Consider the following 20,918-nt stretch of genomic DNA (forward strand, 5'->3'; position numbering starts at 1 on the left):
CTACACTGATTATTAATCAATATTTTTCCTGTTTGTTTGTCATCATTAATGGACAATATATATATGGTCTAGGACGATTTAATTTACTTATAAGATGACACTCTTCAGCAAATTTAATATCTCCTATCAAAATATCTGATGTATTTTCAAGTCTCTTATTTGAAGGTTTCATATAATTATTCAATTTCACTGTCCTCCTAAAATGTAATAGTTCAGAAAAACTTATCCACATTTTAAATCCATAAAATAATAGGATAACAACAGGGCTAATTTTCTAATTTAAATTTTTAAAGAACCTGTTGTTATCCCATTTACCTTTAATACACTAGATTAGCAGTCTCCTGCTTCCCCTTTATATGCATCTACACATTTTCCACCTTGCATTCTGTATGACCAGTTGCGTAAGTAAACTTCACAACCCCAGCCTCCACAGCCTTTTACAATATCTGATGCATTCCCAAACTCTACTACCTCTGGCGCTACATATTTCTTTTTCACTTTCATTACCTCCGTTTTTTTTAGTTTTATTTCGATTTTACTTTTTCACTTTAAATTAGCAGTCGCCTGCTTCCCCTTTATATGCATCTACACATTTTCCACCTTGCATTCTGTATGACCAGTTGCGTAAGTAAACTTCACAACCCCAGCCTCCACAGCCTTTTACAATATCTGATGCATTCCCAAACTCTACTACCTCTGGCGCTACATATTTCTTTTTCATTTTCATTACCTCCGTTTTTTTAGTTTTATTTCGATTTTACTTTTTCACTTTAAATTAGCAGTCGCCCGCTTCTCCTTTATATGCATCTACACATTTTCCACCTTGCATTCTGTATGACCAGTTGCGTAAGTAAACTTCACAACCCCAGCCTCCACAGCCTTTTACAATATCTGATGCATTCCCAAACTCTACTACCTCTGGCGCTACATATTTCTTTTTCACTTTCATTACCTCCGTTTTTTGTTATTTATTACTTCATCTTCTAATTCTTTTCACAAGATTTATTTTTTCATCTCCTTCGTTTATATTTTTAATTGCTTTACACTTGTAGTGTAGTATAAATAAAAATTGAAACACACCTCGCAAAATGGCATACTTTCAGTTTTTTAATAATTTTCCGTTAATTCAACCGAAATATATCTCTCTACCTCCTATAATCCTTTATCAATAGTAGCCCTATACAAATGCAAATCATTTGACTAAAGTACCCATCATAACGAAAATAATTACATCAGTATGTTATTACACCTCGAGAACAAGCTATTCACATATCCACAAATAGGAGGAAGAACAATGAAACATGTAATCGTTTATGCACACCCAAATCCAGAAAGCTTCAACCATGCGATTTTAGAAACGGTAAAAAGTGAATTAGAAGGAAAAGGTCACGAAGTACGCGTTCGCGATCTCTACGAGTTAAACTTTAATCCAGTATTAGGCGCTTCCGATTTCATCTCATTTTCTCAAGGAAACACACCAGAAGATATTAAAGAAGAACAAGAACATATCTCTTGGGCTGATAGCATTACATTCATTTATCCAGTTTGGTGGGCAGGACTTCCTGCTATTTTAAAAGGATACGTCGACCGTGTATTTAGCCACGGCTTCGCTTATGCTTACGGTGAAAATGGTATTGAGAAGTTATTAAGCGATAAAAAAGGCTTATTATTATCTACACTGGGAAATACGAAAGAGGCATACCTAGCCGGCGGTATGTTTGAAGCAATGAAGAAAACAGCAGATGTTGGTATCTTTGAATTTACAGGCATCGAAACAATTGAGCATATATTCTATACAAGCGTTCCTTCTGTGGATGACAGTGTGCGTAAACAATATCTTGAAGAAGTTAAAGATGTTGTGAATCGTGCATTTTAATAAAAAAACTCCGGTTTTCACAACCGGAGTTTTTTATTTCATCATCAATTTCGGAATATATCTTTGAAGAATTCTTTCTAATTCATTCATATCTTCCTGTCTAATAAGTAAATTTACATTGTCATTCATTTTTTCTCGCCCGCGATATAAAAATATATTTTCTTTTGAATTTTCCCATGTTGATGTTTTATAGCCTTTTAATTCTTCGTATGAATAAAAGTTCAATCCGTCAATTACGCCTTTTTCATATATTTGTACGCTTTTAATAAGATGGATAGCTATTAAAGTCATAAAACAACTTGCTATAGCATAACTACCCGACTGAATGAAAAACTGTTCAGCTGTATTAATATCGCCACTTACGTACTGAGCATATATATACATACATTGTCCAATGAAATATGCTGGTCCAAGTAACGCAATCCAACGTCGTTTTACCCTAGGATAAATTGCAATAAGTTTTCCTGCGCTTTTTTTCATTTCATTTATTTTATATATTTTCCATAGAACAAAGAACAAAACACATAATGTAAAAACAAACATAATACATGACATCCAGTACATTCTTATCCCCCTTTAAAATATCATTACATATAAATTTTACATTTTGTATACCAACAGCACATATGCAATTATGCATAAAAAAAACAGGTAACCTCTTCCGGCTACCTGTTTTTCATTACATCTTCTCAATCCACTCCGTCAAGTTATGCACAACTTGCGTTGGTTGTACTTCATATTCTGTTAACTTCTCCACAGTTGTGACTCCAGTGTGGACAAGAAGCGTATGCATGCCAGCATTTACTCCCGCTAAAATGTCTGTATCGTAGTTATCCCCAACCATTAATGCTTCATCTTTTCCTATACCAAGCACTTTTAACGCTTGTTCCATAATAATTGATTCTGGTTTTCCGATAAAGATTGGATCAACACCTGTTGATACTGCTACAACTGATGTTAATGAACCGTTACCTGGTAATAATCCGCGCTCAGTCGGAATAGCAATATCTCCATTTGTAGAAATAAACGTTGCGCCGTTACGCACAGCAAGACAAGCTTTTGCTAATTTTTCATATGTGATGTCACGATCTAAACCGACAACAACGAAATCAGGATTTTCATCCACAAGTTCAAATCCCTTTTCCACAAGCGCATCATGTAACCCTTCTTCACCAATCATATATACAGTTGCGTCTTGTTTACGTTCATAAATGAAGTTCGCTGTCGCCATACTCGTTGTGAATACTTGCTCTGCTTTCGCTGGAATATCGAAACGAACAAGTTTTTCTGCCACTTGTTCTGGTTTACGTGTTGAATTATTCGTAACGAACAAATAAGGAACGCCGCGCTCTCCTAACGCTTTTACGAAGTCGCTCGCTTCTTCAATTTGTTCTTCTCCGCGATACATCGTACCGTCTAAGTCAATTAAATAACCTTTATACATTATTATGTCTCTCCTTCTATGCTAACGTTCTCACCTATCATACCACTCTTATATTACCCGCTTTTTCCAAAGAAAAAAACGCTTTACCTTAAAGCGCCCCATAACGTTCATTTTTTCTCTTTTACTTGGTAAGAACAACTACAATCGCCTTCGCACATGTTTGCTAACGCTTTCACATCTGCACCTGCAAATAAACGCTTATACATCTCTTTTTCATCTTCACATACTTGCGAGAATCTCTCTGCAATTTCCTTTAACGGACAGTTTTGTTTTTCAATTACGAAAGAATTCTCTCCATCTCTCTTTATTTGAACCATATAACCATTTTTCTCTTGCATAGCTGCTATCTCTTGTACTTTATATGCTAAACTCTTTTGATTACTCACTCGCTTTTGCAACTGTTCTTCCATCCGCTTCGTTCTCTCTTTTAAAACGTGACGAAGTATTTTTTCATCGCCCATTCGAGCTAAATCTTCTAACATATCAATCGCAAATTGCTTATACTCTTTCGGGAATGTATCTTCTCCCTTTTCGCTTAATCCATACAAATAAGTTGGTCTTCCGACATGTTGCCTTACCATCTTGGAATAGATTAAACCATCTTTCTCGAGATTACTTAAATGTCTTCGGATTGCCATTTCTGTAATCTCTAAAACGTCAGCTAGTTCCGCTACCGTGTGCTCTCCCTTTACTTTCAACAATTGTACAATTTCATCTTTCGTCGTACGTGCTTCCCCCATGCTTCAACCTTCTCCCTTTTCTTTCTCACATACAATATAAGATCCCCAAAAAAGTACCTTGGGGATCTTATAAGCATAATTATTCTGGTACAAATGCAGATACAGGTCCTAATTCCTTTTCTAAATAACTGCGAATATTTGCTGGGTATTTCTCTACCACTGCAATATGTTTTTGAATCGTCTTATATAATTCATCATGATTCATTTGAATATAATCTTGCGTAAGCATTTTTCGAAGAAGGATAATTTCTTTCATCCCTTGTCCATCTTCTGCACTTATCACTCGCTCGTCCATTAAAATATCAATAATATCTTCATAGCTTCCTGGATCGCGCATAATAAATCCATCAATCATCGCATTTCCTACATCTAATACACAATCAATAATAAGATGCGCTATGCGTTCTAATGCGTAAAATTCAAACTCGGTTTCATATATCTTTTTCTCTTGAAATGTACTTGTTGCTCGTTCTAAACATACTAGCATTTGTTCTATTTTCTTTCTGTCTACAAAATACATGAATGTCACCTACCTGGAAATTAAAGCATTTACATTTTAATTGTAACGCTTTCTTCTGAAAAAATCGACAATTTTTCGAATTCACCTTTTCTCCGTTATTTGTTATAGTTATATTTGTATGATTTTTGAAATTGGAGGAATGGAATCTTGGAACGTGAACTCGCACTAGAAATTGTCCGTGTAACAGAAGCAGCAGCATTAGCATCCGCACAGTGGATGGGCCGCGGAAAGAAGAATGAAGCAGATGATGCAGCAACTACAGCAATGCGTGATATGTTCGATTCAGTAAACATGGCAGGTACAGTTGTAATTGGTGAAGGAGAACTTGATGAAGCACCGATGTTATATATTGGTGAAGAACTAGGAACAGGTAACGGTCCAGAAGTAGATATCGCCGTTGATCCATTAGAAGGTACAAACATCGTTGCAAAAGGTCTTGCAAATGCAATGGCAGTTATCGCAATAGCAGATAAAGGAAACCTTCTTCATGCTCCTGATATGTACATGGAAAAAATCGCGGTTGGTCCAAAAGCAGCTGGTAAAATTAGCTTAGATGATCCAATTGAAAAAACAATTGAAATTGTAGCAGAAGCTAACAATAAAAAGATTCGTGATCTAACAGTTATCGTGCAAGAACGTGAACGTCATCAAGATATTATTGACCGTGTTCGTGCAAAAGGTGCACGCGTAAAATTATTTGGTGATGGTGATGTTGGTGCGTCAATCGCAACAGCACTACCTGGAACAGGTATTGATTTATTCGTAGGTATTGGCGGAGCTCCAGAAGGTGTTATTTCTGCAGCAGCATTAAAATGCCTTGAAGGTGAAATGCAAGCTCGCTTAGTTCCAATGAACGAAGAAGAAGAAGCTCGTTGTCGTGAAATGGGATTAGAAGATCCTCGTCAACTTCTTATGTTAGATGACTTAGTATCTGGGGATGATGCAATCTTCTCAGCAACTGGTGTATCTGCTGGTGAGTTATTAGACGGTGTTAAATTCCTTGGCGGAGATTTAGCTGAAACATATTCTATCGTTATGCGTTACAAAACAAGAACGGTACGATTCATTAAAACGCATCACCATTTAGATCATAAACCACACTTAAACTTAGATATTTAATAAAGGAGCCATGTGTATGGAAGAACGTTTCTTTCTGTACGACGATACAGTCGCTACAAGAACTCGTTTCGTTAGCTTTATGGGAGAAAATGAGCGTCATGATTTAGCACTTTTATACTCCGATCGTCATTACGGTAAAACAATTGTCCTTGATATGCAGCGCAATAGATTTGCAATCATCGGTCCTGACGATTTAAACGAACCAGGCTACTTAGAGCATGCATTTTCTATGACTGAAGAAATTGCAGAAGAACTACGCTCATTTTTATTTGAACTTATATAATTTATCGTAGGCACCAGCTATGTTAGCTGGTGTTTTTTCGCTTAAAGTATTTTGAATTTTCAAACCAACATGTTATAATTAAGAATAAATCTATTTGGATAGAAAGGACGTTATCTACGTATGCCAACATTTACTTTGTAATGGACCAGCAATTGGATAGTATTACTCTCAAAAAAGCACCGTGCTTTTTCAAGGGAGTAGTCTGCCCATTCCCATTACAAAGGAACGTAACGCATCTGTAGTATGATGTTTACGGAGGTTCCTCTTTGGGGAATCTCCTTTTATTTTTGTCTATTTCTCAGATCTTCATACTACAAGACATCCAAATAGCTGTATTACGTTCCTTTACCACTACTATAAGAGGTGAAGGAAAATGCAGAAAGTACAACTTTCTTGGAGTTTATATGAAAATGAGCAAAACACAATCGAAAAGTATTGTAAAAATTGCAGACGCACTACCCTATTTACTGACACGAATATTCGTAGGCATAACGCCAATGGAAAAAATATATACCGCTTTGCCATTTATAAATGTCCGAAAGATCATACGTGGAATCAAAAACTTCGTATTTATAAAGCATTTACTGATCACGTTGAAACAGTCGATATGACCCAGCAGGATCAAACAGAAACAACTACTACCATTTCCATTACGCAACATAAAGAAAACGGCATAGCCGAAATCACAATCGTATTAGATATCGTTTTCGGTTCCCATCGAATGGATAAAGCTTTATCCACATATATTTCCGACTGGAGCCGTACACGCATTGTGGATAAAATTAAAAATGGGGATATTCAATTGAACGGACAACAAATGAAACCAAATGCAATACTTTCTGAAGGTGATTCTATTTCGATTTGTTTGTGAGCAAGTATAAAAAAATCCTCTTACAATCGTAAGAGGATTTTTTTATTTCTTCACTTTTCGTAATACGAAGTGTGCACAACCGAAGTTACAGTACTCGTATAAATACTCCGTTAACGTACTAATTTTCGTATCATATGTCGAACGTTGATTACTATCATCAAAGAAACCGCGCAATCTAAGTTGCTCATAACCCCAGTCCCCAACGATATAATCATATTTATTTAAAATTTCTGCATAACGCTCTTTAAATGCTTCTTCACTAAAACCGTCACGAAAGTTTTTAATTACTTCGTACTGCACATTATTAATGCTCACCGTAGCATGCATCTCTTGCTCTTGCTTTTGCTCCATCATTAACTTCCTCTCTAAGCATTCTTCTTTTTATCGTATCACAAAGCATACCAACCAACAATTTCAAATACAAAAAATTGAAAATTAGTGCATGCTATGGAGAAGGAGGTGATACATCGTGAAAAAACAAATTATACTCTCTCTCCTCACTCTTTCCTTATTTGCAGGCTGTCAATCAACGAATAAAGCCGAAATGGAACGTGAAGAAGGAAGTCGTGTTCTTGTTTCCAATAAAAACGACATGTATCATACGGAAAATACAAATACACGGCTTACAAGGGTAGGTTATTCATCTAAACAAAAGCATGAAGTATCTAACAAACAAGTAGGAGCCATTAACCGTGAGAAAGTCGCTGAAATGATTACAAGCATGACAGTCAAACTTCCTGATGTTACAAACGCTGCTACGCTCGTTACCGATGATGAAGTATTTGTTGTATACCGTGCAAACACAACGGATCCGAAACTCGTAGCGGATCAAGTATATAAAGCTGCTTTGTCCATCGTCCCTCGCTATTATAAAGCATATGTATCAACAGACCAAAAGTTGATTTCTCAAATTCAAGGCCTTCAATCTGGCGCATTAAATGATACAGAATATACGCAAAGCCTCGATATGTTAAAACGAGAAATGAGTAAAAATCCTTATTTGAACAATACGGGGGATCAGACTTTGAACGATATGATAAAAAAATAAAACAGGTGGAGAAAACTCCACCCGTTTTTATTTTTTATTACGATCCGCATAAATCTCCATCGCATCACACATAAATTGCGCTAACCCCTCGCCAAACTTATCGATATTTTTCGTAAAGCGCTCATCAGCGACGTACATTTGACCGAGGCCCTTAAAAGCGTCTAATGAATAGTGACTAAAGTTTTGCAAGTAATCGTACCATACTTTGATAGATGCCTGCGCCTCTTTAGAATCTGGTGCACCGTGTCTCAGTGCCGCTAAATTTCTATAAATAGTATTAAACTCTTCTTGATTGTCTTTTGACATACCTTTTGCATATTCGTTCGCTTTATCTACAGCTGCGTCTCCCCATCTTTCACGTGCTTCTTCTTCATATGGGTTATGGCTGAAATCGAATCCTTCAAATTTCTCTTTATTCGTCATTTCAATCTCTCCTTTTGTATGCTGAATTGTTTTATCAATCGTCGCAATCACTTTATCTAACCTTGCACGCTTTTCAAGAAGCATTTTCTTATGAAGCTGTAGCGCTTCTTCGCGATCAAATGACGGACTCATGATAATTTCTTTAATTTTCTTCAAAGGGAAGCCTAGCTCTTTAAAAAATAAAATTTGCTGCAATGTCTCTAAATTTTCATTGGAATACAGACGATATCCAGACTCTGTCGTCTCGTCTGGGGTTAATAACCCAATTTCATCGTAATGATGCAGTGTGCGCACACTAATTCCAACTAAATTAGCTACTTCTTTTACCTTCATTGTCATGTGTATCTCCCCCTTAATACATACGATAAAGTATGACGCAACGTTAGAGTCAATAAGTGAATTATTCATTTTTTGTTAAAAGTTTCATCTCCACTATATTTCATGCATAATAGATATGTACATATATTAGAAAGCGGTGAAAGTATGGTTTCAAATACTGTAATTGCCAGCATCATCTTTCAACTCATTGTCTCGATTCTGGTCCCAATTATTGTACTCGTTTATTTCCGTAAGAAATATAATATTAATTGGAAAGTGGTCGGCGTTGGTGTTCTTATCTTTATCGGTTTTACCCAAATTCTCGAAACACCGTTCCAATTATTCATGCGCGGAAATCCTACAATAGGTCCAATTTTAGAAAACCCATTTATTTTCTCGCTTTATAGCGGACTGACTGCTGGTATTTTTGAAGAATTAGGACGCTTCGTTGCCTTTTTCTTCTTACTAAAAAAATATCAAGAATATAAAGATGGCTTCGCTTACGGAATTGGTCACGGCGGCATTGAATCTATTTTAGTTGGCGGATTCTCTGCATTTCAAGCGCTTATATTTGCGAATTCAATTAACAACGGTAGCTTCGCTCAAATGGTCGAAAAAATGCCGGAGCTAGGCCGCCTACAGGACATGTTAATTCAGCAACCTGCCTACTTATACTTCCTTGGTAGCTTCGAAAGAATTATGGCACTCGTGCTGCAAATTGCCTTTACAATGCTTGTCTTATACGCAGTAAAACAGAAGAAGTATATCTTCCTTGTGTACGCTGTATTATTCCACGCATTTGTAGACTTTTTTGCGGCACTTTACCAAACAAAAACAATCAACATCTTTGTTGCTGAAGGAATCACCCTTCTCTTCACAATTGGTGCTGTCATTCTTATTCGTAAAATGAAAGAAAAATTAATGAATGTACCGGCGTAAAAATAACCCACCAGTTGGTGGGTTATTTTTTATATAGATTATCATAATGATGATAGCTTTTACCTGCTCGCAGCTCCCTTTTTGTTTCTGCATCTATAACAATGTACTTATGAAATTCGTCTACTTCATTTTGAGAAAAGGAAGCGAAAAAATAAACTTGGCGATCAGGGTGAACGAAAGAATCTTGAAGCACCACTTCACCCCGACAACCCACGGCTGTTTTTTGTCGGAAAGAAGATTCTTCATCGGGCACTTCTTTAAATGAGATTTTTTTTCGAACGCTATATGTTGCATTGTTGTATTCTTTATAGATTTTCTTATCTAACTGTTCGTAAAACACATCCTCACTTACAAATGGCGTATTTCGATTGCTTGGATAGTCTAACTTTTGATTGGATTGTGCATATGTTGTGGACAATTGCGTAAGAAAACAAATCATGAATACGATACATATCATTTTTTTCATAAGTACACCTCGATTTTCTATTATCCACATTACTTTTCCACATATTTAGATCAATATGCCGTTTCCAATAAAAAGGAATTATTTCCACTTTTGTCGAAGTATATAGCGTCAACTTGAAAGATGGGGATGAATTATGAAGAAATTAATTATAATACGACATTGTTCAGCAACTGGACAAGAACGTGATGCCGAATTAACGATTGCAGGAAAAAATCAAGCAAACATCCTTGCTACATTCCTCTTAGAAATCCAACCACAAATAGATCATATTATTTCAAGCCCGTTTGTGCGAGCTATCGATTCTATTCGGCCTTATGCGCTCCAAGCTAACTTGTCTATCCAAGAAGATGAACGCTTAACTGAACGCATATTAAGCGACGTTCCAATGGACGATTGGATGCAAAAACTAGAATCTACTTTTACAAATATAGATATTGGCTTTTCAGGCGGAGAGTCAACAAAACAAGCAATGGACCGTGCTATATCGCTTATCCAAGACGTTTTAAAATTAAACCATACTACAACACTACTTGTTACACATGGAAACTTACTTACGCTCATTTTAAAGCACTTTGATCATACGATTGGCTTTAATGAATGGAGAAGTTTAACGAATCCTGATATTTACGAAATTATAATTGACGAACACTATGTCTTAAAACGATTATGGGAAGCACCGTCCAAGTAATATCTCTTTCCAACACATTCAGTTGACGCCACGAGAAGAAACTGTACTAACAATAGAAAGGGGTATCACTCCATATGTACGAAGATGTACTTGCTTTACTACATAAAACAAATGCTTCTTATGAAAAGTTCGAGCATGAACCAGTACTCGATTATGAAACAGATCGTATCGTACGTGAAAGGCTTGGCTTACACGGCACTCCAAGCAAAAGCTTATTTTTAAAATCTAAGTCTGGAGATTATTACGTATTTTTCACGTTAGAAGGCACAAGGCTCAACCGGGGAGAGATGAAAGAAATAACTGGAGAGCGCTTATCTCTCTGTTCTCCTGATGAACTGCGAGACAAAACTGGTTGTACACCAGGATGTGTCGCTCCTTTCGGTTATTCACAACATGTAACAATTATTGTGGATCGTGCGATTTATACTTACGACAAAATTTTAATTACACCTGGTGTACCTGAATTTACAATTGAATTATCCACAGAAGAATTAAAAAAGATTTTATTAACATGCTCAAATACTGTTTTAGAATATAAACAAAAAGAGAGCCCATGATTGGCTCTCTTTTTTTATTATTTTGCTTCTGCTGTTTTTTCTTTTGCAGAACGAACTTGCTCGTCCGCATGGTAAGAAGAACGCACAAGTGGGCCAGCTTCACAGTGGCTAAATCCTTTGCTAAGTGCAATTTCTTTAAGCTCTGCAAATTCTGCTGGTGGGTAATATTTAAGAACTGGTAAATGCTTCTTAGATGGTTGTAGGTATTGTCCAAGAGTTAAAATATCCACATTGTTTGCACGTAAGTCATCCATTGCTTCAATTAAATCTTCTCTCGTTTCACCTAAGCCCACCATAATGCTCGATTTAGTTGGAATATCAGGCTGCATTTCTTTCGCTCGACGTAAAAACTCTAATGAACGGTCATATTTTGCTCTAGCGCGAACTCGGTTAGATAATCGACGTACTGTTTCAATGTTATGGTTTAAAATATCTGGTTTTGCATCCATTAACATTTTTAAGTTTTCTTCTACTCCACCCATATCAGATGGTAATACTTCGATAGATGTGAATGGGTTTTTACGACGTACAGCTCGTACTGTTTCAGCAAAAACAGCTGCTCCACCGTCTTTTAAATCATCGCGTGCAACCGCTGTTATAACAACGTGCTTTAAGCCCATTTGTACTACTGAATCTGCTACGCGTTCTGGTTCTTGTAAATCAAGCTCAGTTGGTAAGCCTGTTTTAACCGCACAAAAACGACAAGCACGTGTACAAACCGCACCTAAGATCATAAATGTTGCTGTTTTCCTTACAGCCCAGCATTCATGAATATTCGGACATTTCGCCTCTTCACAAACTGTATGAAGATTCTTAGAACGCATCATTTTCTTTAAGCCTGTATAGTTTTCATTCGTGTTTAACTTAATTTTCAACCATTCGGGCTTGCGCTTATATTCTGTTTGTTTTGTCATGGTTATCAACTCCGCACAATATGAAATAGTTTACCGTGTTCGCTTCTTTCAATGTAACATATCTATTCTAACGTATGAAAGCGATTTGCTCAAATGAAGATTCTAAGATTTTTTCCAATCGTTCCCTATAATGAAATACTCCGTATATCCCACACTAAAAAGAGTGATGTTGTGAAAGGAGTCTATTTCATGCTTCGAAAAATTTCTCTTTTGCTTTCGATTTGCTTTCTTCTCCACCAAAACATCGCTTACGGTGAAGAGAATCAACAAAGCATATACGAAAAGCGCATGGCACTATATAAAGAAACAGAGCAATCTTCAGGCATTCCTTGGTATTACTTAGCTGCAATGGATCAGTATGAAAGAAATATACGGAGCGTAAGAAAAGATATTCCGAAAAAACCAGATGCCATCATTTCCCTTTATTTCAAACCAGAAATATGGGCTGGACCTGTTAATGGTAACGATACTCTTCCCCATACAATTTCTCTATTTGGCGGAATGGGTTTAGATGGTGACAAAGATGGATTTGCAAATGCAAATAACGACCGTGATCTTCTGCATACAGCAGCAACGATTTTAAAGAAACAAGGATCGTCCGAAGACCGCATTCACATTATGCTTTGGGAATATTATAGACGTGCGAAAACAGTTGATTTAATTACCGAATACGCCCGAATTTATAAGCATTATGGACGTGTTAATTTAGAAGGAAATGCTTTTCCTCTCCCGATTCGCAGTGACCATAGCTACCGTAGTACTTTCGGTGCCGGAAGAAGTTTTGGGGGAAGAAGAATTCATGAAGGAACTGATATTTTTGCAGGCTATGGCGTACCAGTAAGATCCACTTGCTATGGCATTATTGAAACAAAAGGCTGGAACCGCCTTGGTGGATGGCGCATCGGTATTCGTGATCTTCATAATAATTACCATTATTACGCTCACTTAGGCGGATTCTCAAAAGAAATACAGCTTGGACAAATTGTCGAGCCTGGAAAAGTAATCGGATTTGTTGGTAGCACCGGTTATGGCCCTCCCGGCACAGCTGGAAAATTCCCGCCCCACCTACATTTCGGCATGTATAAAGACAATGGCTATACAGAATGGGCTTTCGATCCATACATGCACTTAAGTCTTTGGGAGCGAAAAGAACGCGCGAATACAAAACGATAACCGTAGCACATTGCTACGGTTATTTTTTATTTATGGCTAACTATCCGTTTTCTTTTTATCAGGTACAGAAACACTTCCGCTTCCATAATAAGTAGGTACTTCCCCTTGAACAATGCGCGTTGCAATTGGAACGTCTTGCTTCACTGTTATTTCTTTCGTATGAAATGGAATAATCACTTGCAACGTTACTTCCATCTCCATAATAATTTGAATCGCTGTCGTATTGATCCCGTGCGGCTCAATTTTTTGTTTAATATCCGTATTCACATGACCAATCGTCGTGAAATCAATTGGAATATCGGGGCCTATATTTCCAAGAAGCGCATTATCCGTTACACGACCAAAAGGAATTGCCATCGTTGCCCCATTTTTTTCAGAAATACCTAGCCCTTTCAAATCCCCTTGTTCTACTTGCTGTAAATATTTTTCTATGTATGTGGTCGTTGACGTTACGATTTCATTTACTTGCTTCGTATTTAAATTAATTGTGGACACTTTCCCATTTTTATCATTTTGTACTTTCATTAATGAATCAACATCGAGTCCCTCATTAATTCTATCTTTTACCGCCTTCGTCATAACCGCTGTCGCCATTTTATGCGTCTCTACTTCTCCATATTTAAGTAATGTCGGCTGAATGCTACTATTCACAATCCATAATCCTTGCACGAGTAATATAACAAAAAGAATAAACGACATAAGCAGTATGTACCGAAAGGAAATTGGCCCCTTTCGAAACCGCGAATTTTTCGAACGAAATATGCTCATAAAAAAAACCTCCTTCTTATATCATTTCTATGCAAGAAGGAGGGACGATATATGCTTATCTCATTTTTAATAATGCTTCTTTTCCAATTGTGCCGACCGTAATACCTAAAGCTTCGGCTTCAATCGTTACTGATTCTAGCGGTGCTTCAAGAAGTTGTTCAATCGTTCTTACACCAACCGCACGGCCAGCAATAATACCTCGATCCCCTAACTTCTCATTTAAAAGACCTACATCTAATGCACCGCACATAATATATCCTTTATCGCTCATTACCGCTAGCAAATTTGTCTTTGGAAGTTTGACGCTAACCGCAATAAACGTATAATTATCGATTATAATTGGCTCCACATTAACCATAGTTCACACTCCTCTCTTTCTTATCTGTATGACAAGAGAAAAATGAGTGTTACAAGTAACTAGCCTATAGTTTGACGGAAGATGTATGAGTTATCAACACGTCTGTTAACACATCTCTCAGTAGTTCCGGCATATAATATTGTTTGTCAGAAAGTGTGGATAGCTCTGGGTATAAGTATCCGAATGTAAACATATCAATCGTTCCTACCGTATATATACGATCTAATTCCAGCGATTCCCCGTTAATCAATACATCCTCGAGTAAAATTTTATTCCCAGGAATCGTATCTGGAATGACCTCGACACCAGCGTAAATCATTTTCCCCATCACTGTCCCGCGAAATCCGAATCCTTTCACCTCAAGATTCTCCATATTTGGACGACGCGCTTTCAAAATAACTTCTCTTAACGTTTTCCCTGGTACTTTTAATAAACATGGATTAATGGGATGTGGACAAATTCTGTGAATATCTCCGCGCGTCACAACACCTTCATTTAATCCCTCTAATAGCACACCAGCGTTCACCATGCCAATCTCTGCACCACACCACGTTTTCAGCGCACTTGCTAACATGTGCGAAAATGATGTCTCCTGAAACCAATCGACCGGTAACGCTTCCTTTAAATAAACGACAGGCTCGGCCATAATCTGTTTACTTTCTTCCTGCAGCACTTCAATTGTGGATAACGGTTTGCTATAAGCACCTAAACGTTCTGTCTTAATCGCTCTACCGGCCTTTTTCAACAGCTTCTTCGTCTCTTTATCCACAGTAAGCTGAACGTGCCCAACGTAACGTCCCCACTTTTCACAACAACAAAGTAACGTATTATTCATAAGAACGCCACGCTCAAATAAATGGTGCGTATGTGCACCTAAAATAACATCTATATCATAATGCTCCGCCATATACTCATCCATGCTTTTTCCAAGGTGAGAAAGGACAACCGTAATATGAGCCTCATCTCGCACTTCTTCTAAAATAGACTCTAAATGGATAAGCGGATCTTCAATATGCCAATCGAGCATATGATAAAACTCTGGATAAGCTACCGTTAACCCGATAAAAGCAATTGTAATTCCATCTGTCGTTGTATGTAATTTATAAGGCTTTGCCCACTCCGGACGTACCCCTTCTTTTTCAAATAAATTCGCAACGAGCACCTCGAATCCAGCATCATCATATAGACGATTCAAATGCTCCTTCGCTAACGTAATTCCTTCATTATTTCCGATCGTTACATAATCATATAGCGCCTCATTTAAAAGCTTCGTATTGCCAAGTCCATTCATCGCTTCCGAAATACTATGAAAACGATCCACATGATCGCCGATATCAACCGTCAAAACGGTCTCTCCCGCTTCCTGTCTTCGCTTTTTCTCTCCTTGTACAAACCGAGAAATTTGCGGCCAATTTTCAAAATGACTATGTATATCGTTTGTATGATAAAGGTGGATGATTGTTTCTTTATTTATATTCAGCGAAAAAACCTCCTCTCAGTTCCTTACTGCCATTTACGCTACACGTACGCAATAATCCTGTAAATACTTTTCGTCTTTTCTTGCTATTTTACATTGTACTCGCATTGAGAGAAAAAGCAAAAGATTGTCCTTTTTATATGAGAAACTTTATTTTTTAAATCTGTGAATTCATTGGTAGAACAGAGAGTTGTAAGAAAGTTTACCGTGGGGAATTTTCCTATGAATTCTTTACTGTATTTGTCAGTATCTTAGCCTCAACTACTTCCAGTCGCCTTCTATATATATAAATGCTCCTTTCCTGTTTGAATGGTGCAGGGTATTCGTTCCTCTTGCTATGTCGTAATTTATTGATAAGTCGATATCCCTTGTCAAATCGTCGATATATTGAAATAATCGCTGATATATTCCGAGTTATGGTTGATATATTTGAAAAATCGTTGATATATTTAGCTGAACACCCACCCTGGTATCCTCTATCCAGCCAAGACAAATCCGCAAAACAAAAAAGCGCCCTGCACAGCAGGGCGCTTTCTTCATACATATATTAACCGATAGAACCTTCCATCTCAAACTTGATTAGACGGTTCATTTCAACTGCGTATTCCATTGGAAGTTCGCGAGTGAATGGCTCGATGAAGCCCATTACGATCATTTCTGTAGCTTCTTGCTCAGAAATACCGCGGCTCATTAGGTAGAATAATTGTTCTTCTGATACTTTAGATACTTTCGCTTCGTGCTCAAGTGAAACGTAATCGTTTTTGATTTCGTTGTAAGGAATTGTATCAGATGTAGATTGGTTATCCATGATTAACGTGTCACACTCGATGTTAGAGCGAGAGTTTTTCGCTTTTGGTCCGAAGTGTACGATACCACGGTAAGTTACTTTACCACCATGCTTCGCAATCGATTTAGAAACGATTGTTGAAGACGTGTTTGGTGCTAAGTGAATCATTTTCGCACCAGCATCTTGGTGTTGGCCTTTACCAGCAATCGCGATAGATAATGTTAAACCACGAGCGCCTTCGCCTTTTAAGATAACTGCTGGGTATTTCATCGTTAATTTAGATCCGATGTTACCGTCAATCCATTCCATCGTTGCGTTTTCTTCACAAACCGCACGTTTTGTAACTAGGTTGTATACGTTGTTCGCCCAGTTTTGGATTGTTGTATAACGGCAATATGCATCTTTTTTAATGATGATTTCTACTACCGCACTGTGAAGTGAGTTAGTCGTGTAAACAGGTGCTGTACAACCTTCTACGTAGTGTACGTGTGCGCCTTCGTCTACGATGATAAGCGTACGCTCGAATTGTCCCATATTTTCAGAGTTAATACGGAAGTACGCTTGAAGTGGTGTATCCACTTTAATACCTTTTGGAACGTAGATGAATGATCCACCAGACCAAACTGCAGAGTTTAATGCAGAGAATTTGTTGTCTGTTGGTGGGATTACTTTTCCGAAATGCTCACGGAAAATATCTTCGTTCTCTTTTAATGCGCTATCTGTATCTTTGAAGACGATTCCTAGAGCTTCTAGGTCTTCTTTCATGTTGTGGTATACAACTTCAGATTCGTACTGTGCAGATACACCAGCTAAATATTTTTGCTCAGCTTCAGGAATACCTAATTTATCAAATGTCGCTTTAATTTCCTCAGGTACTTCATCCCAAGACTTCTCAGATTTCTCAGATGGTTTTACGTAGTACGTAATTTCATCGAAATCTAAGTCGTTTAAGTCGCCGCCCCATTGTGGCATTGGCATTTCATAGAACTTATCCAGTGATTTTAAACGGAAGTCTAACATCCACTGTGGTTCTTCTTTCATACGTGAAATTTCTTCAACGATTTCTTTTGTTAAACCGCGTCCAGCACGGAAAATCGAAACGTCTTTGTCTTTGAAACCATATTTATAATCGCCGATATCTGGCAGTTGCTTCGCCATGTTGGTGTGTCCCTCCTTAGATAGCCTCGTTTTTAGGAACCTTTAACATTACTTATCTTCGTTTAAGCCCTTTTCTAACGCTTTCCACGCTAATGTTGCACATTTAATACGTGCAGGGAACTTGCATACGCCTTGTAATGCTTCAATATCTCCTAAATCAATGCTGTCATCGTACTCTTTTCCTAGCATCATATCAGAGAAAATTTTAGAAAGCTGAAGTGCCTCTTCAATTTTCTTACCTTTTACTGCTTGTGTCATCATCGAAGCTGAAGACATTGAGATAGAACACCCTTCTCCTTCAAACTTCGCCTCTTGTACAATACCTTCTTCTACTTTCATCGTAAGTTGAATACGATCTCCGCAAGTTGGATTGTTCAAGTTAACAGTAACACTATCTTCTAACACGCCATTGTTACGAGGATTCTTATAATGATCCATAATAACTTGACGGTATAACGTATCTAAATTATTAAATGACATTTGTGAAATACTCCTTTGTCTTGATTAGTGATTCAACAAATGTATCAATTTCTTCTTTTGTATTATATAAATAGAAGCTCGCACGTGCTGTAGAAGAAGCCTTCAGCCACTTCATAAGCGGTTGTGCACAGTGGTGTCCTGCGCGAACCGCAATGCCCTCTACATCTAATACAGTTGCTACATCGTGAGGATGTACGTCTTCAATATTAAATGTAACAAGACCAGCACGATGCTTTGGACCATAAATTGTAACGCCATCTACTTCTGATAGTCTTTCTAAAGCATATTGCGCTAATTCATGTTCATGCTTTTCAATATTATCAAGACCGATTTCTTCTAGGAAATCAATTGCCGCACCAAGTCCGATTGCATTACCGATAATCGGTGTACCTGCTTCAAACTTCCACGGAAGCTCTTTCCAAGTAGATTCTTGTAAATCTACGAAATCAATCATTTCACCGCCAAACTCAATTGGCTCCATATTGTTCAGCAATTCTTTTTTACCATATAATACGCCGATACCTGTAGGTCCGCACATCTTATGAGCAGATAATGCGTAGAAATCACAGTTTAAATCTTGTACATCTACTTTCATATGAGGTGTACTTTGTGCACCATCAACGACCATAATTGCACCGTTTTCGTGTGCGATTGCTCCGATTTCTTTTACAGGGTTAATCGTTCCAAGCACGTTTGATACTTGCATAATAGAAACGATTTTTGTATTCGATGTAACTGTTTGACGAACATCTTCTAAAGAAATTGTACCGTCTGGTTGAAGCGGAAGGTATTTTAAAGTTGCACCAGTTTTCTTCGCAACTTGTTGCCACGGAATGATGTTACTATGGTGCTCCATGTAAGAAATAACGATTTCATCGCCTTCTTTTACATTTTCAAGACCATAGCTAGCCGCTACTGTATTTAATGCAGTGGTCGTTCCGCGCGTGAAAATAATCTCTTCCATTGATTTCGCGTTAATAAACTTGCGAACTTTCTCACGTGCACCTTCATACGCGTCGGTAGCTTTCGTACCGAGCGTATGAACACCGCGATGCACGTTAGAATTATATTCTTTATAGTAACGTTCTAACGTTTCAATGACTTGAATTGGTTTTTGAGAAGTTGCTGCACTATCGAAATATACAAGTTGTTTGCCGTTCACTTTTTGATCAAGAATTGGAAACTGTTTGCGTATTTCATGAATATTCATTAGCGAACTTTCCTTTCAATTACCTCAACAAGCTGTGCCTTTACTCCTTCAATTGGAAGCTCATTAACTACAGGTGCTAAGAATCCATGGATGACTAAACGTTCTGCTTCGCGTTTTGGAATACCACGGCTCATCAAGTAGTATAGTTGGTATGGATCTACGCGGCCTACTGAAGCTGCGTGACCTGCCATTACATCGTCTTCGTCGATTAAAAGAATTGGGTTTGCATCCCCACGAGCTTTTTCATCTAACATAAGAACGCGAGAAGATTGTTGTGCATTTGATTTAGATGCACCGTGTTCAATCTTACCAATTCCGTTAAAGATAGATGTTGCACTATCTTTTTGTACACCATGTTTTAAAATCCAACCTTCAGAGTGTTTACCGAAGTGAACAACTTTAGTTGTAAAGTTTTGTGTTTGGTTACCACGGCCAATTGTTACTGTTTTCGTATCAGCATATGAACCGTCGCCCATTAAGTTCGTAACGTTCTCTGAAATTGTGTTTCCGTCATTCATAAGACCTAGAGCCCAATCAATGCGGCCGTCGCGTCCAACAACACCGCGGCGGTTAACGTAAGTTGTTACGTCTTTCGCTAATAGATCAACCGCACCGAATTTCACTTGTGCGCCTTGTTCCACGATTACTTCTGCTACGATATTTGCAATACCTTTAGCATTTTCATTTGCAACGTAGTTTTCTACATAAGTTGCAGTACTGTTCGCATCAGCTACGAATAATACGTGGTTATATACGTTAGCTTCTTCGCCGTCTACTAAGAATACAGCTTGAAGTGGAGTTTCAAGAACAACGTTTTTCGGAACATATACGAATGCACCGCCGTTGATTAATGCAGCATGAAGTGCAGTTAGACGATGCTCGTCTACTTTCACGCCATCTTTCATTAAATACTTTTGTAATAGTTCAGCATGCTCAGTTGCTGCTGTTACGATATCTGTGAAAATAACACCTTTTTCTTTTGCTTCGTCTGCTAAAGAAACGAATGCAGTTGTACCAGTACGTTGTACTAATACGCTGTTATTTTCATCGATTAAGTTTTTCACTGCTTCTGGAAGCTCTGTTAAAGAACTTACAGGCTCTTGCTTAGCAGCGTCGCCTTTTCCGATAAAGTCCCATTTTTCAATTTTCGTTTTATCAGGCGTTGGCATTGGAAGTTCAGTTGCTTGTGCAAGAGCTTGTAAGCGGAACTCAGTCAACCAAGCAGCTTCGTTTACTTCGCTTGCGCGCTGACGGATTGTTTCTTGATCGAAAGGTAATGTACCGATTGTCATGTTTATGCT

28 protein-coding genes are annotated in these 20,918 nt (G+C 37.8%); 9 read left to right on the forward strand and 19 right to left on the reverse strand.

All coding sequences use genetic code 11. The annotated features are described in order from the left end of the window. Window positions 1-16: 16 nt before the first annotated feature. The 4 genes from KZZ19_RS24385 to KZZ19_RS24400 all read right to left on the reverse strand — a co-directional run bounded on the left by KZZ19_RS24385 (window position 17) and on the right by KZZ19_RS24400 (window position 943). Window positions 17-184 carry a hypothetical protein gene (locus KZZ19_RS24385; RefSeq protein WP_170960721.1) on the reverse strand — a complete coding sequence of 56 codons (168 nt, stop codon included), beginning with the start codon at window positions 182-184 and terminating at the stop codon, window positions 17-19. A gap of 146 nt (window positions 185-330) precedes the next feature. Further along, on the reverse strand, window positions 331-498 hold the full coding sequence (locus KZZ19_RS24390; RefSeq protein ID WP_162875963.1) for a hypothetical protein: 168 nt from the start codon (window positions 496-498) through the stop codon (window positions 331-333). 55 nt (window positions 499-553) lie between these two features. Beyond that, the gene (locus KZZ19_RS24395; protein ID WP_162875963.1) at window positions 554-721 is read right to left on the reverse strand and encodes a hypothetical protein; all 168 of its coding nucleotides are present in this window, start codon (window positions 719-721) and stop codon (window positions 554-556) included. Window positions 722-775: 54 nt separating this feature from the next. Beyond that, window positions 776-943, reverse strand: a complete 168-nt coding sequence (locus KZZ19_RS24400) for a hypothetical protein (RefSeq protein ID WP_162875963.1) — start codon at window positions 941-943, stop codon at window positions 776-778. Window positions 944-1,294: 351 nt separating this feature from the next. Here KZZ19_RS24400 and KZZ19_RS24405 point away from each other — a divergent pair, with 351 nt between their 5' ends. Next, entirely contained in the window at window positions 1,295-1,876 is a 582-nt protein-coding gene (locus KZZ19_RS24405) for an NAD(P)H-dependent oxidoreductase (RefSeq protein WP_237982072.1), read from the forward strand. Between the two features lie 33 nt (window positions 1,877-1,909). Here KZZ19_RS24405 and KZZ19_RS24410 read toward each other — a convergent pair whose 3' ends face one another. The 4 genes from KZZ19_RS24410 to KZZ19_RS24425 all read right to left on the reverse strand — a co-directional run bounded on the left by KZZ19_RS24410 (window position 1,910) and on the right by KZZ19_RS24425 (window position 4,580). Further along, a complete protein-coding gene (locus KZZ19_RS24410; RefSeq protein ID WP_237982071.1) occupies window positions 1,910-2,440 on the reverse strand; it encodes an iron ABC transporter substrate-binding protein in 531 nt (176 codons plus the stop codon). Window positions 2,441-2,555: 115 nt separating this feature from the next. Then, window positions 2,556-3,320: a TIGR01457 family HAD-type hydrolase gene (locus KZZ19_RS24415; protein WP_088098265.1), complete on the reverse strand. Its 765-nt coding sequence runs from the start codon at window positions 3,318-3,320 to the stop codon at window positions 2,556-2,558. Between the two features lie 107 nt (window positions 3,321-3,427). After that, complete coding sequence (locus tag KZZ19_RS24420) at window positions 3,428-4,060, reverse strand: helix-turn-helix transcriptional regulator (protein WP_237982070.1); 633 nt, start codon at window positions 4,058-4,060, stop codon at window positions 3,428-3,430. A gap of 79 nt (window positions 4,061-4,139) precedes the next feature. After that, entirely contained in the window at window positions 4,140-4,580 is a 441-nt protein-coding gene (locus KZZ19_RS24425; RefSeq protein WP_000274001.1) for a DUF86 domain-containing protein, read from the reverse strand. A gap of 147 nt (window positions 4,581-4,727) precedes the next feature. Between KZZ19_RS24425 and glpX the strand changes: the two genes are divergently transcribed. The 3 genes from glpX (at window position 4,728) to KZZ19_RS24440 (ending at window position 6,853) form a co-directional block, all read left to right on the forward strand. After that, window positions 4,728-5,699, forward strand: coding sequence for a class II fructose-bisphosphatase (glpX, locus tag KZZ19_RS24430; RefSeq protein ID WP_000439090.1), 972 nt, complete (start codon window positions 4,728-4,730; stop codon window positions 5,697-5,699). A gap of 16 nt (window positions 5,700-5,715) precedes the next feature. Next, the gene (locus KZZ19_RS24435) at window positions 5,716-5,982 is read left to right on the forward strand and encodes a DUF3055 domain-containing protein (protein WP_000392616.1); all 267 of its coding nucleotides are present in this window, start codon (window positions 5,716-5,718) and stop codon (window positions 5,980-5,982) included. A 373-nt stretch (window positions 5,983-6,355) separates the two neighbouring features. Beyond that, on the forward strand, window positions 6,356-6,853 hold the full coding sequence (locus KZZ19_RS24440; RefSeq protein ID WP_098111112.1) for a cytoplasmic protein: 498 nt from the start codon (window positions 6,356-6,358) through the stop codon (window positions 6,851-6,853). 42 nt (window positions 6,854-6,895) lie between these two features. Here KZZ19_RS24440 and KZZ19_RS24445 read toward each other — a convergent pair whose 3' ends face one another. Beyond that, window positions 6,896-7,207 carry a YutD family protein gene (locus KZZ19_RS24445; RefSeq protein ID WP_002008894.1) on the reverse strand — a complete coding sequence of 104 codons (312 nt, stop codon included), beginning with the start codon at window positions 7,205-7,207 and terminating at the stop codon, window positions 6,896-6,898. A gap of 115 nt (window positions 7,208-7,322) precedes the next feature. On the opposite strand from KZZ19_RS24445, the gene KZZ19_RS24450 reads away from it, so the two are divergent. Further along, window positions 7,323-7,901 (forward strand): YhcN/YlaJ family sporulation lipoprotein, encoded by a 579-nt coding sequence (locus KZZ19_RS24450; protein WP_237982069.1) that lies wholly within the window; start codon window positions 7,323-7,325, stop codon window positions 7,899-7,901. 27 nt (window positions 7,902-7,928) lie between these two features. Here KZZ19_RS24450 and KZZ19_RS24455 read toward each other — a convergent pair whose 3' ends face one another. Then, window positions 7,929-8,663 (reverse strand): MerR family transcriptional regulator, encoded by a 735-nt coding sequence (locus tag KZZ19_RS24455; RefSeq protein ID WP_088098269.1) that lies wholly within the window; start codon window positions 8,661-8,663, stop codon window positions 7,929-7,931. Window positions 8,664-8,765: 102 nt separating this feature from the next. Here KZZ19_RS24455 and KZZ19_RS24460 point away from each other — a divergent pair, with 102 nt between their 5' ends. Next, window positions 8,766-9,581, forward strand: a complete 816-nt coding sequence (locus KZZ19_RS24460; protein WP_140392596.1) for a YhfC family intramembrane metalloprotease — start codon at window positions 8,766-8,768, stop codon at window positions 9,579-9,581. Window positions 9,582-9,603: 22 nt separating this feature from the next. Here KZZ19_RS24460 and KZZ19_RS24465 read toward each other — a convergent pair whose 3' ends face one another. Next, window positions 9,604-10,077: a hypothetical protein gene (locus tag KZZ19_RS24465; RefSeq protein ID WP_237982068.1), complete on the reverse strand. Its 474-nt coding sequence runs from the start codon at window positions 10,075-10,077 to the stop codon at window positions 9,604-9,606. A 103-nt stretch (window positions 10,078-10,180) separates the two neighbouring features. On the opposite strand from KZZ19_RS24465, the gene KZZ19_RS24470 reads away from it, so the two are divergent. Both KZZ19_RS24470 and KZZ19_RS24475 read left to right on the forward strand, forming a co-directional pair. Then, complete coding sequence (locus KZZ19_RS24470; RefSeq protein ID WP_237982067.1) at window positions 10,181-10,735, forward strand: histidine phosphatase family protein; 555 nt, start codon at window positions 10,181-10,183, stop codon at window positions 10,733-10,735. Between the two features lie 74 nt (window positions 10,736-10,809). After that, a complete protein-coding gene (locus KZZ19_RS24475; RefSeq protein WP_237982066.1) occupies window positions 10,810-11,292 on the forward strand; it encodes a YbaK/EbsC family protein in 483 nt (160 codons plus the stop codon). 17 nt (window positions 11,293-11,309) lie between these two features. Here KZZ19_RS24475 and lipA read toward each other — a convergent pair whose 3' ends face one another. Then, window positions 11,310-12,206, reverse strand: a complete 897-nt coding sequence (gene lipA, locus KZZ19_RS24480) for a lipoyl synthase (protein ID WP_000166375.1) — start codon at window positions 12,204-12,206, stop codon at window positions 11,310-11,312. A gap of 189 nt (window positions 12,207-12,395) precedes the next feature. Between lipA and KZZ19_RS24485 the strand changes: the two genes are divergently transcribed. Beyond that, the gene (locus KZZ19_RS24485; RefSeq protein ID WP_088098272.1) at window positions 12,396-13,379 is read left to right on the forward strand and encodes a M23 family metallopeptidase; all 984 of its coding nucleotides are present in this window, start codon (window positions 12,396-12,398) and stop codon (window positions 13,377-13,379) included. A gap of 36 nt (window positions 13,380-13,415) precedes the next feature. Here KZZ19_RS24485 and yunB read toward each other — a convergent pair whose 3' ends face one another. From yunB to sufD, 7 genes are all read right to left on the reverse strand, one after another. Beyond that, the gene (yunB, locus tag KZZ19_RS24490) at window positions 13,416-14,147 is read right to left on the reverse strand and encodes a sporulation protein YunB (protein ID WP_237982065.1); all 732 of its coding nucleotides are present in this window, start codon (window positions 14,145-14,147) and stop codon (window positions 13,416-13,418) included. Window positions 14,148-14,202: 55 nt separating this feature from the next. Next, window positions 14,203-14,505: a YunC family protein gene (locus tag KZZ19_RS24495; RefSeq protein WP_046954392.1), complete on the reverse strand. Its 303-nt coding sequence runs from the start codon at window positions 14,503-14,505 to the stop codon at window positions 14,203-14,205. Window positions 14,506-14,569: 64 nt separating this feature from the next. Continuing rightward, window positions 14,570-15,985: a bifunctional metallophosphatase/5'-nucleotidase gene (locus tag KZZ19_RS24500; protein ID WP_265413140.1), complete on the reverse strand. Its 1,416-nt coding sequence runs from the start codon at window positions 15,983-15,985 to the stop codon at window positions 14,570-14,572. A gap of 544 nt (window positions 15,986-16,529) precedes the next feature. Further along, entirely contained in the window at window positions 16,530-17,927 is a 1,398-nt protein-coding gene (gene sufB / locus KZZ19_RS24505; RefSeq protein ID WP_088098276.1) for a Fe-S cluster assembly protein SufB, read from the reverse strand. 48 nt (window positions 17,928-17,975) lie between these two features. After that, window positions 17,976-18,407, reverse strand: a complete 432-nt coding sequence (gene sufU / locus KZZ19_RS24510) for a Fe-S cluster assembly sulfur transfer protein SufU (protein ID WP_000009525.1) — start codon at window positions 18,405-18,407, stop codon at window positions 17,976-17,978. After that, window positions 18,397-19,617: a cysteine desulfurase SufS gene (gene sufS / locus KZZ19_RS24515; protein ID WP_063222137.1), complete on the reverse strand. Its 1,221-nt coding sequence runs from the start codon at window positions 19,615-19,617 to the stop codon at window positions 18,397-18,399. Before sufS ends, sufU begins: the two co-directional genes overlap by 11 nt. Beyond that, the gene (gene sufD / locus KZZ19_RS24520; RefSeq protein WP_000152177.1) at window positions 19,617-20,909 is read right to left on the reverse strand and encodes a Fe-S cluster assembly protein SufD; all 1,293 of its coding nucleotides are present in this window, start codon (window positions 20,907-20,909) and stop codon (window positions 19,617-19,619) included. The genes sufS and sufD overlap by 1 nt, the downstream gene beginning before the upstream one ends. Window positions 20,910-20,918 lie beyond the last annotated feature (9 nt).

It is taken from the genome of Bacillus thuringiensis (assembly GCF_022095615.2).
In the GTDB taxonomy this organism is placed as follows: Bacteria; Bacillota; Bacilli; order Bacillales; family Bacillaceae_G; genus Bacillus_A; species Bacillus_A cereus_AG.

What these genes read in the sequence shown, in the direction of transcription:
- lipA (WP_000166375.1), bottom strand. Translation starts at nt 12,206, where the DNA reads ATGACAAAACAAACAGAATATAAGCGCAAGCCCGAATGGTTGAAAATT.
- KZZ19_RS24395 (WP_162875963.1), bottom strand. Translation starts at nt 721, where the DNA reads ATGAAAAAGAAATATGTAGCGCCAGAGGTAGTAGAGTTTGGGAATGCA.
- KZZ19_RS24440 (WP_098111112.1), top strand. Translation starts at nt 6,356, where the DNA reads ATGCAGAAAGTACAACTTTCTTGGAGTTTATATGAAAATGAGCAAAAC.
- KZZ19_RS24475 (WP_237982066.1), top strand. Translation starts at nt 10,810, where the DNA reads ATGTACGAAGATGTACTTGCTTTACTACATAAAACAAATGCTTCTTAT.
- sufB (WP_088098276.1), bottom strand. Translation starts at nt 17,927, where the DNA reads ATGGCGAAGCAACTGCCAGATATCGGCGATTATAAATATGGTTTCAAA.
- KZZ19_RS24465 (WP_237982068.1), bottom strand. Translation starts at nt 10,077, where the DNA reads ATGTGGATAATAGAAAATCGAGGTGTACTTATGAAAAAAATGATATGT.
- sufU (WP_000009525.1), bottom strand. Translation starts at nt 18,407, where the DNA reads ATGTCATTTAATAATTTAGATACGTTATACCGTCAAGTTATTATGGAT.
- sufD (WP_000152177.1), bottom strand. Translation starts at nt 20,909, where the DNA reads ATGACAATCGGTACATTACCTTTCGATCAAGAAACAATCCGTCAGCGC.
- KZZ19_RS24405 (WP_237982072.1), top strand. Translation starts at nt 1,295, where the DNA reads ATGAAACATGTAATCGTTTATGCACACCCAAATCCAGAAAGCTTCAAC.
- KZZ19_RS24470 (WP_237982067.1), top strand. Translation starts at nt 10,181, where the DNA reads ATGAAGAAATTAATTATAATACGACATTGTTCAGCAACTGGACAAGAA.
- KZZ19_RS24445 (WP_002008894.1), bottom strand. Translation starts at nt 7,207, where the DNA reads ATGATGGAGCAAAAGCAAGAGCAAGAGATGCATGCTACGGTGAGCATT.
- KZZ19_RS24420 (WP_237982070.1), bottom strand. Translation starts at nt 4,060, where the DNA reads ATGGGGGAAGCACGTACGACGAAAGATGAAATTGTACAATTGTTGAAA.
- KZZ19_RS24495 (WP_046954392.1), bottom strand. Translation starts at nt 14,505, where the DNA reads ATGGTTAATGTGGAGCCAATTATAATCGATAATTATACGTTTATTGCG.
- KZZ19_RS24460 (WP_140392596.1), top strand. Translation starts at nt 8,766, where the DNA reads ATGCATAATAGATATGTACATATATTAGAAAGCGGTGAAAGTATGGTT.
- KZZ19_RS24455 (WP_088098269.1), bottom strand. Translation starts at nt 8,663, where the DNA reads ATGACAATGAAGGTAAAAGAAGTAGCTAATTTAGTTGGAATTAGTGTG.
- KZZ19_RS24485 (WP_088098272.1), top strand. Translation starts at nt 12,396, where the DNA reads ATGCTTCGAAAAATTTCTCTTTTGCTTTCGATTTGCTTTCTTCTCCAC.
- KZZ19_RS24415 (WP_088098265.1), bottom strand. Translation starts at nt 3,320, where the DNA reads ATGTATAAAGGTTATTTAATTGACTTAGACGGTACGATGTATCGCGGA.
- KZZ19_RS24410 (WP_237982071.1), bottom strand. Translation starts at nt 2,440, where the DNA reads ATGTACTGGATGTCATGTATTATGTTTGTTTTTACATTATGTGTTTTG.
- sufS (WP_063222137.1), bottom strand. Translation starts at nt 19,617, where the DNA reads ATGAATATTCATGAAATACGCAAACAGTTTCCAATTCTTGATCAAAAA.
- KZZ19_RS24425 (WP_000274001.1), bottom strand. Translation starts at nt 4,580, where the DNA reads ATGTATTTTGTAGACAGAAAGAAAATAGAACAAATGCTAGTATGTTTA.
- yunB (WP_237982065.1), bottom strand. Translation starts at nt 14,147, where the DNA reads ATGAGCATATTTCGTTCGAAAAATTCGCGGTTTCGAAAGGGGCCAATT.
- KZZ19_RS24435 (WP_000392616.1), top strand. Translation starts at nt 5,716, where the DNA reads ATGGAAGAACGTTTCTTTCTGTACGACGATACAGTCGCTACAAGAACT.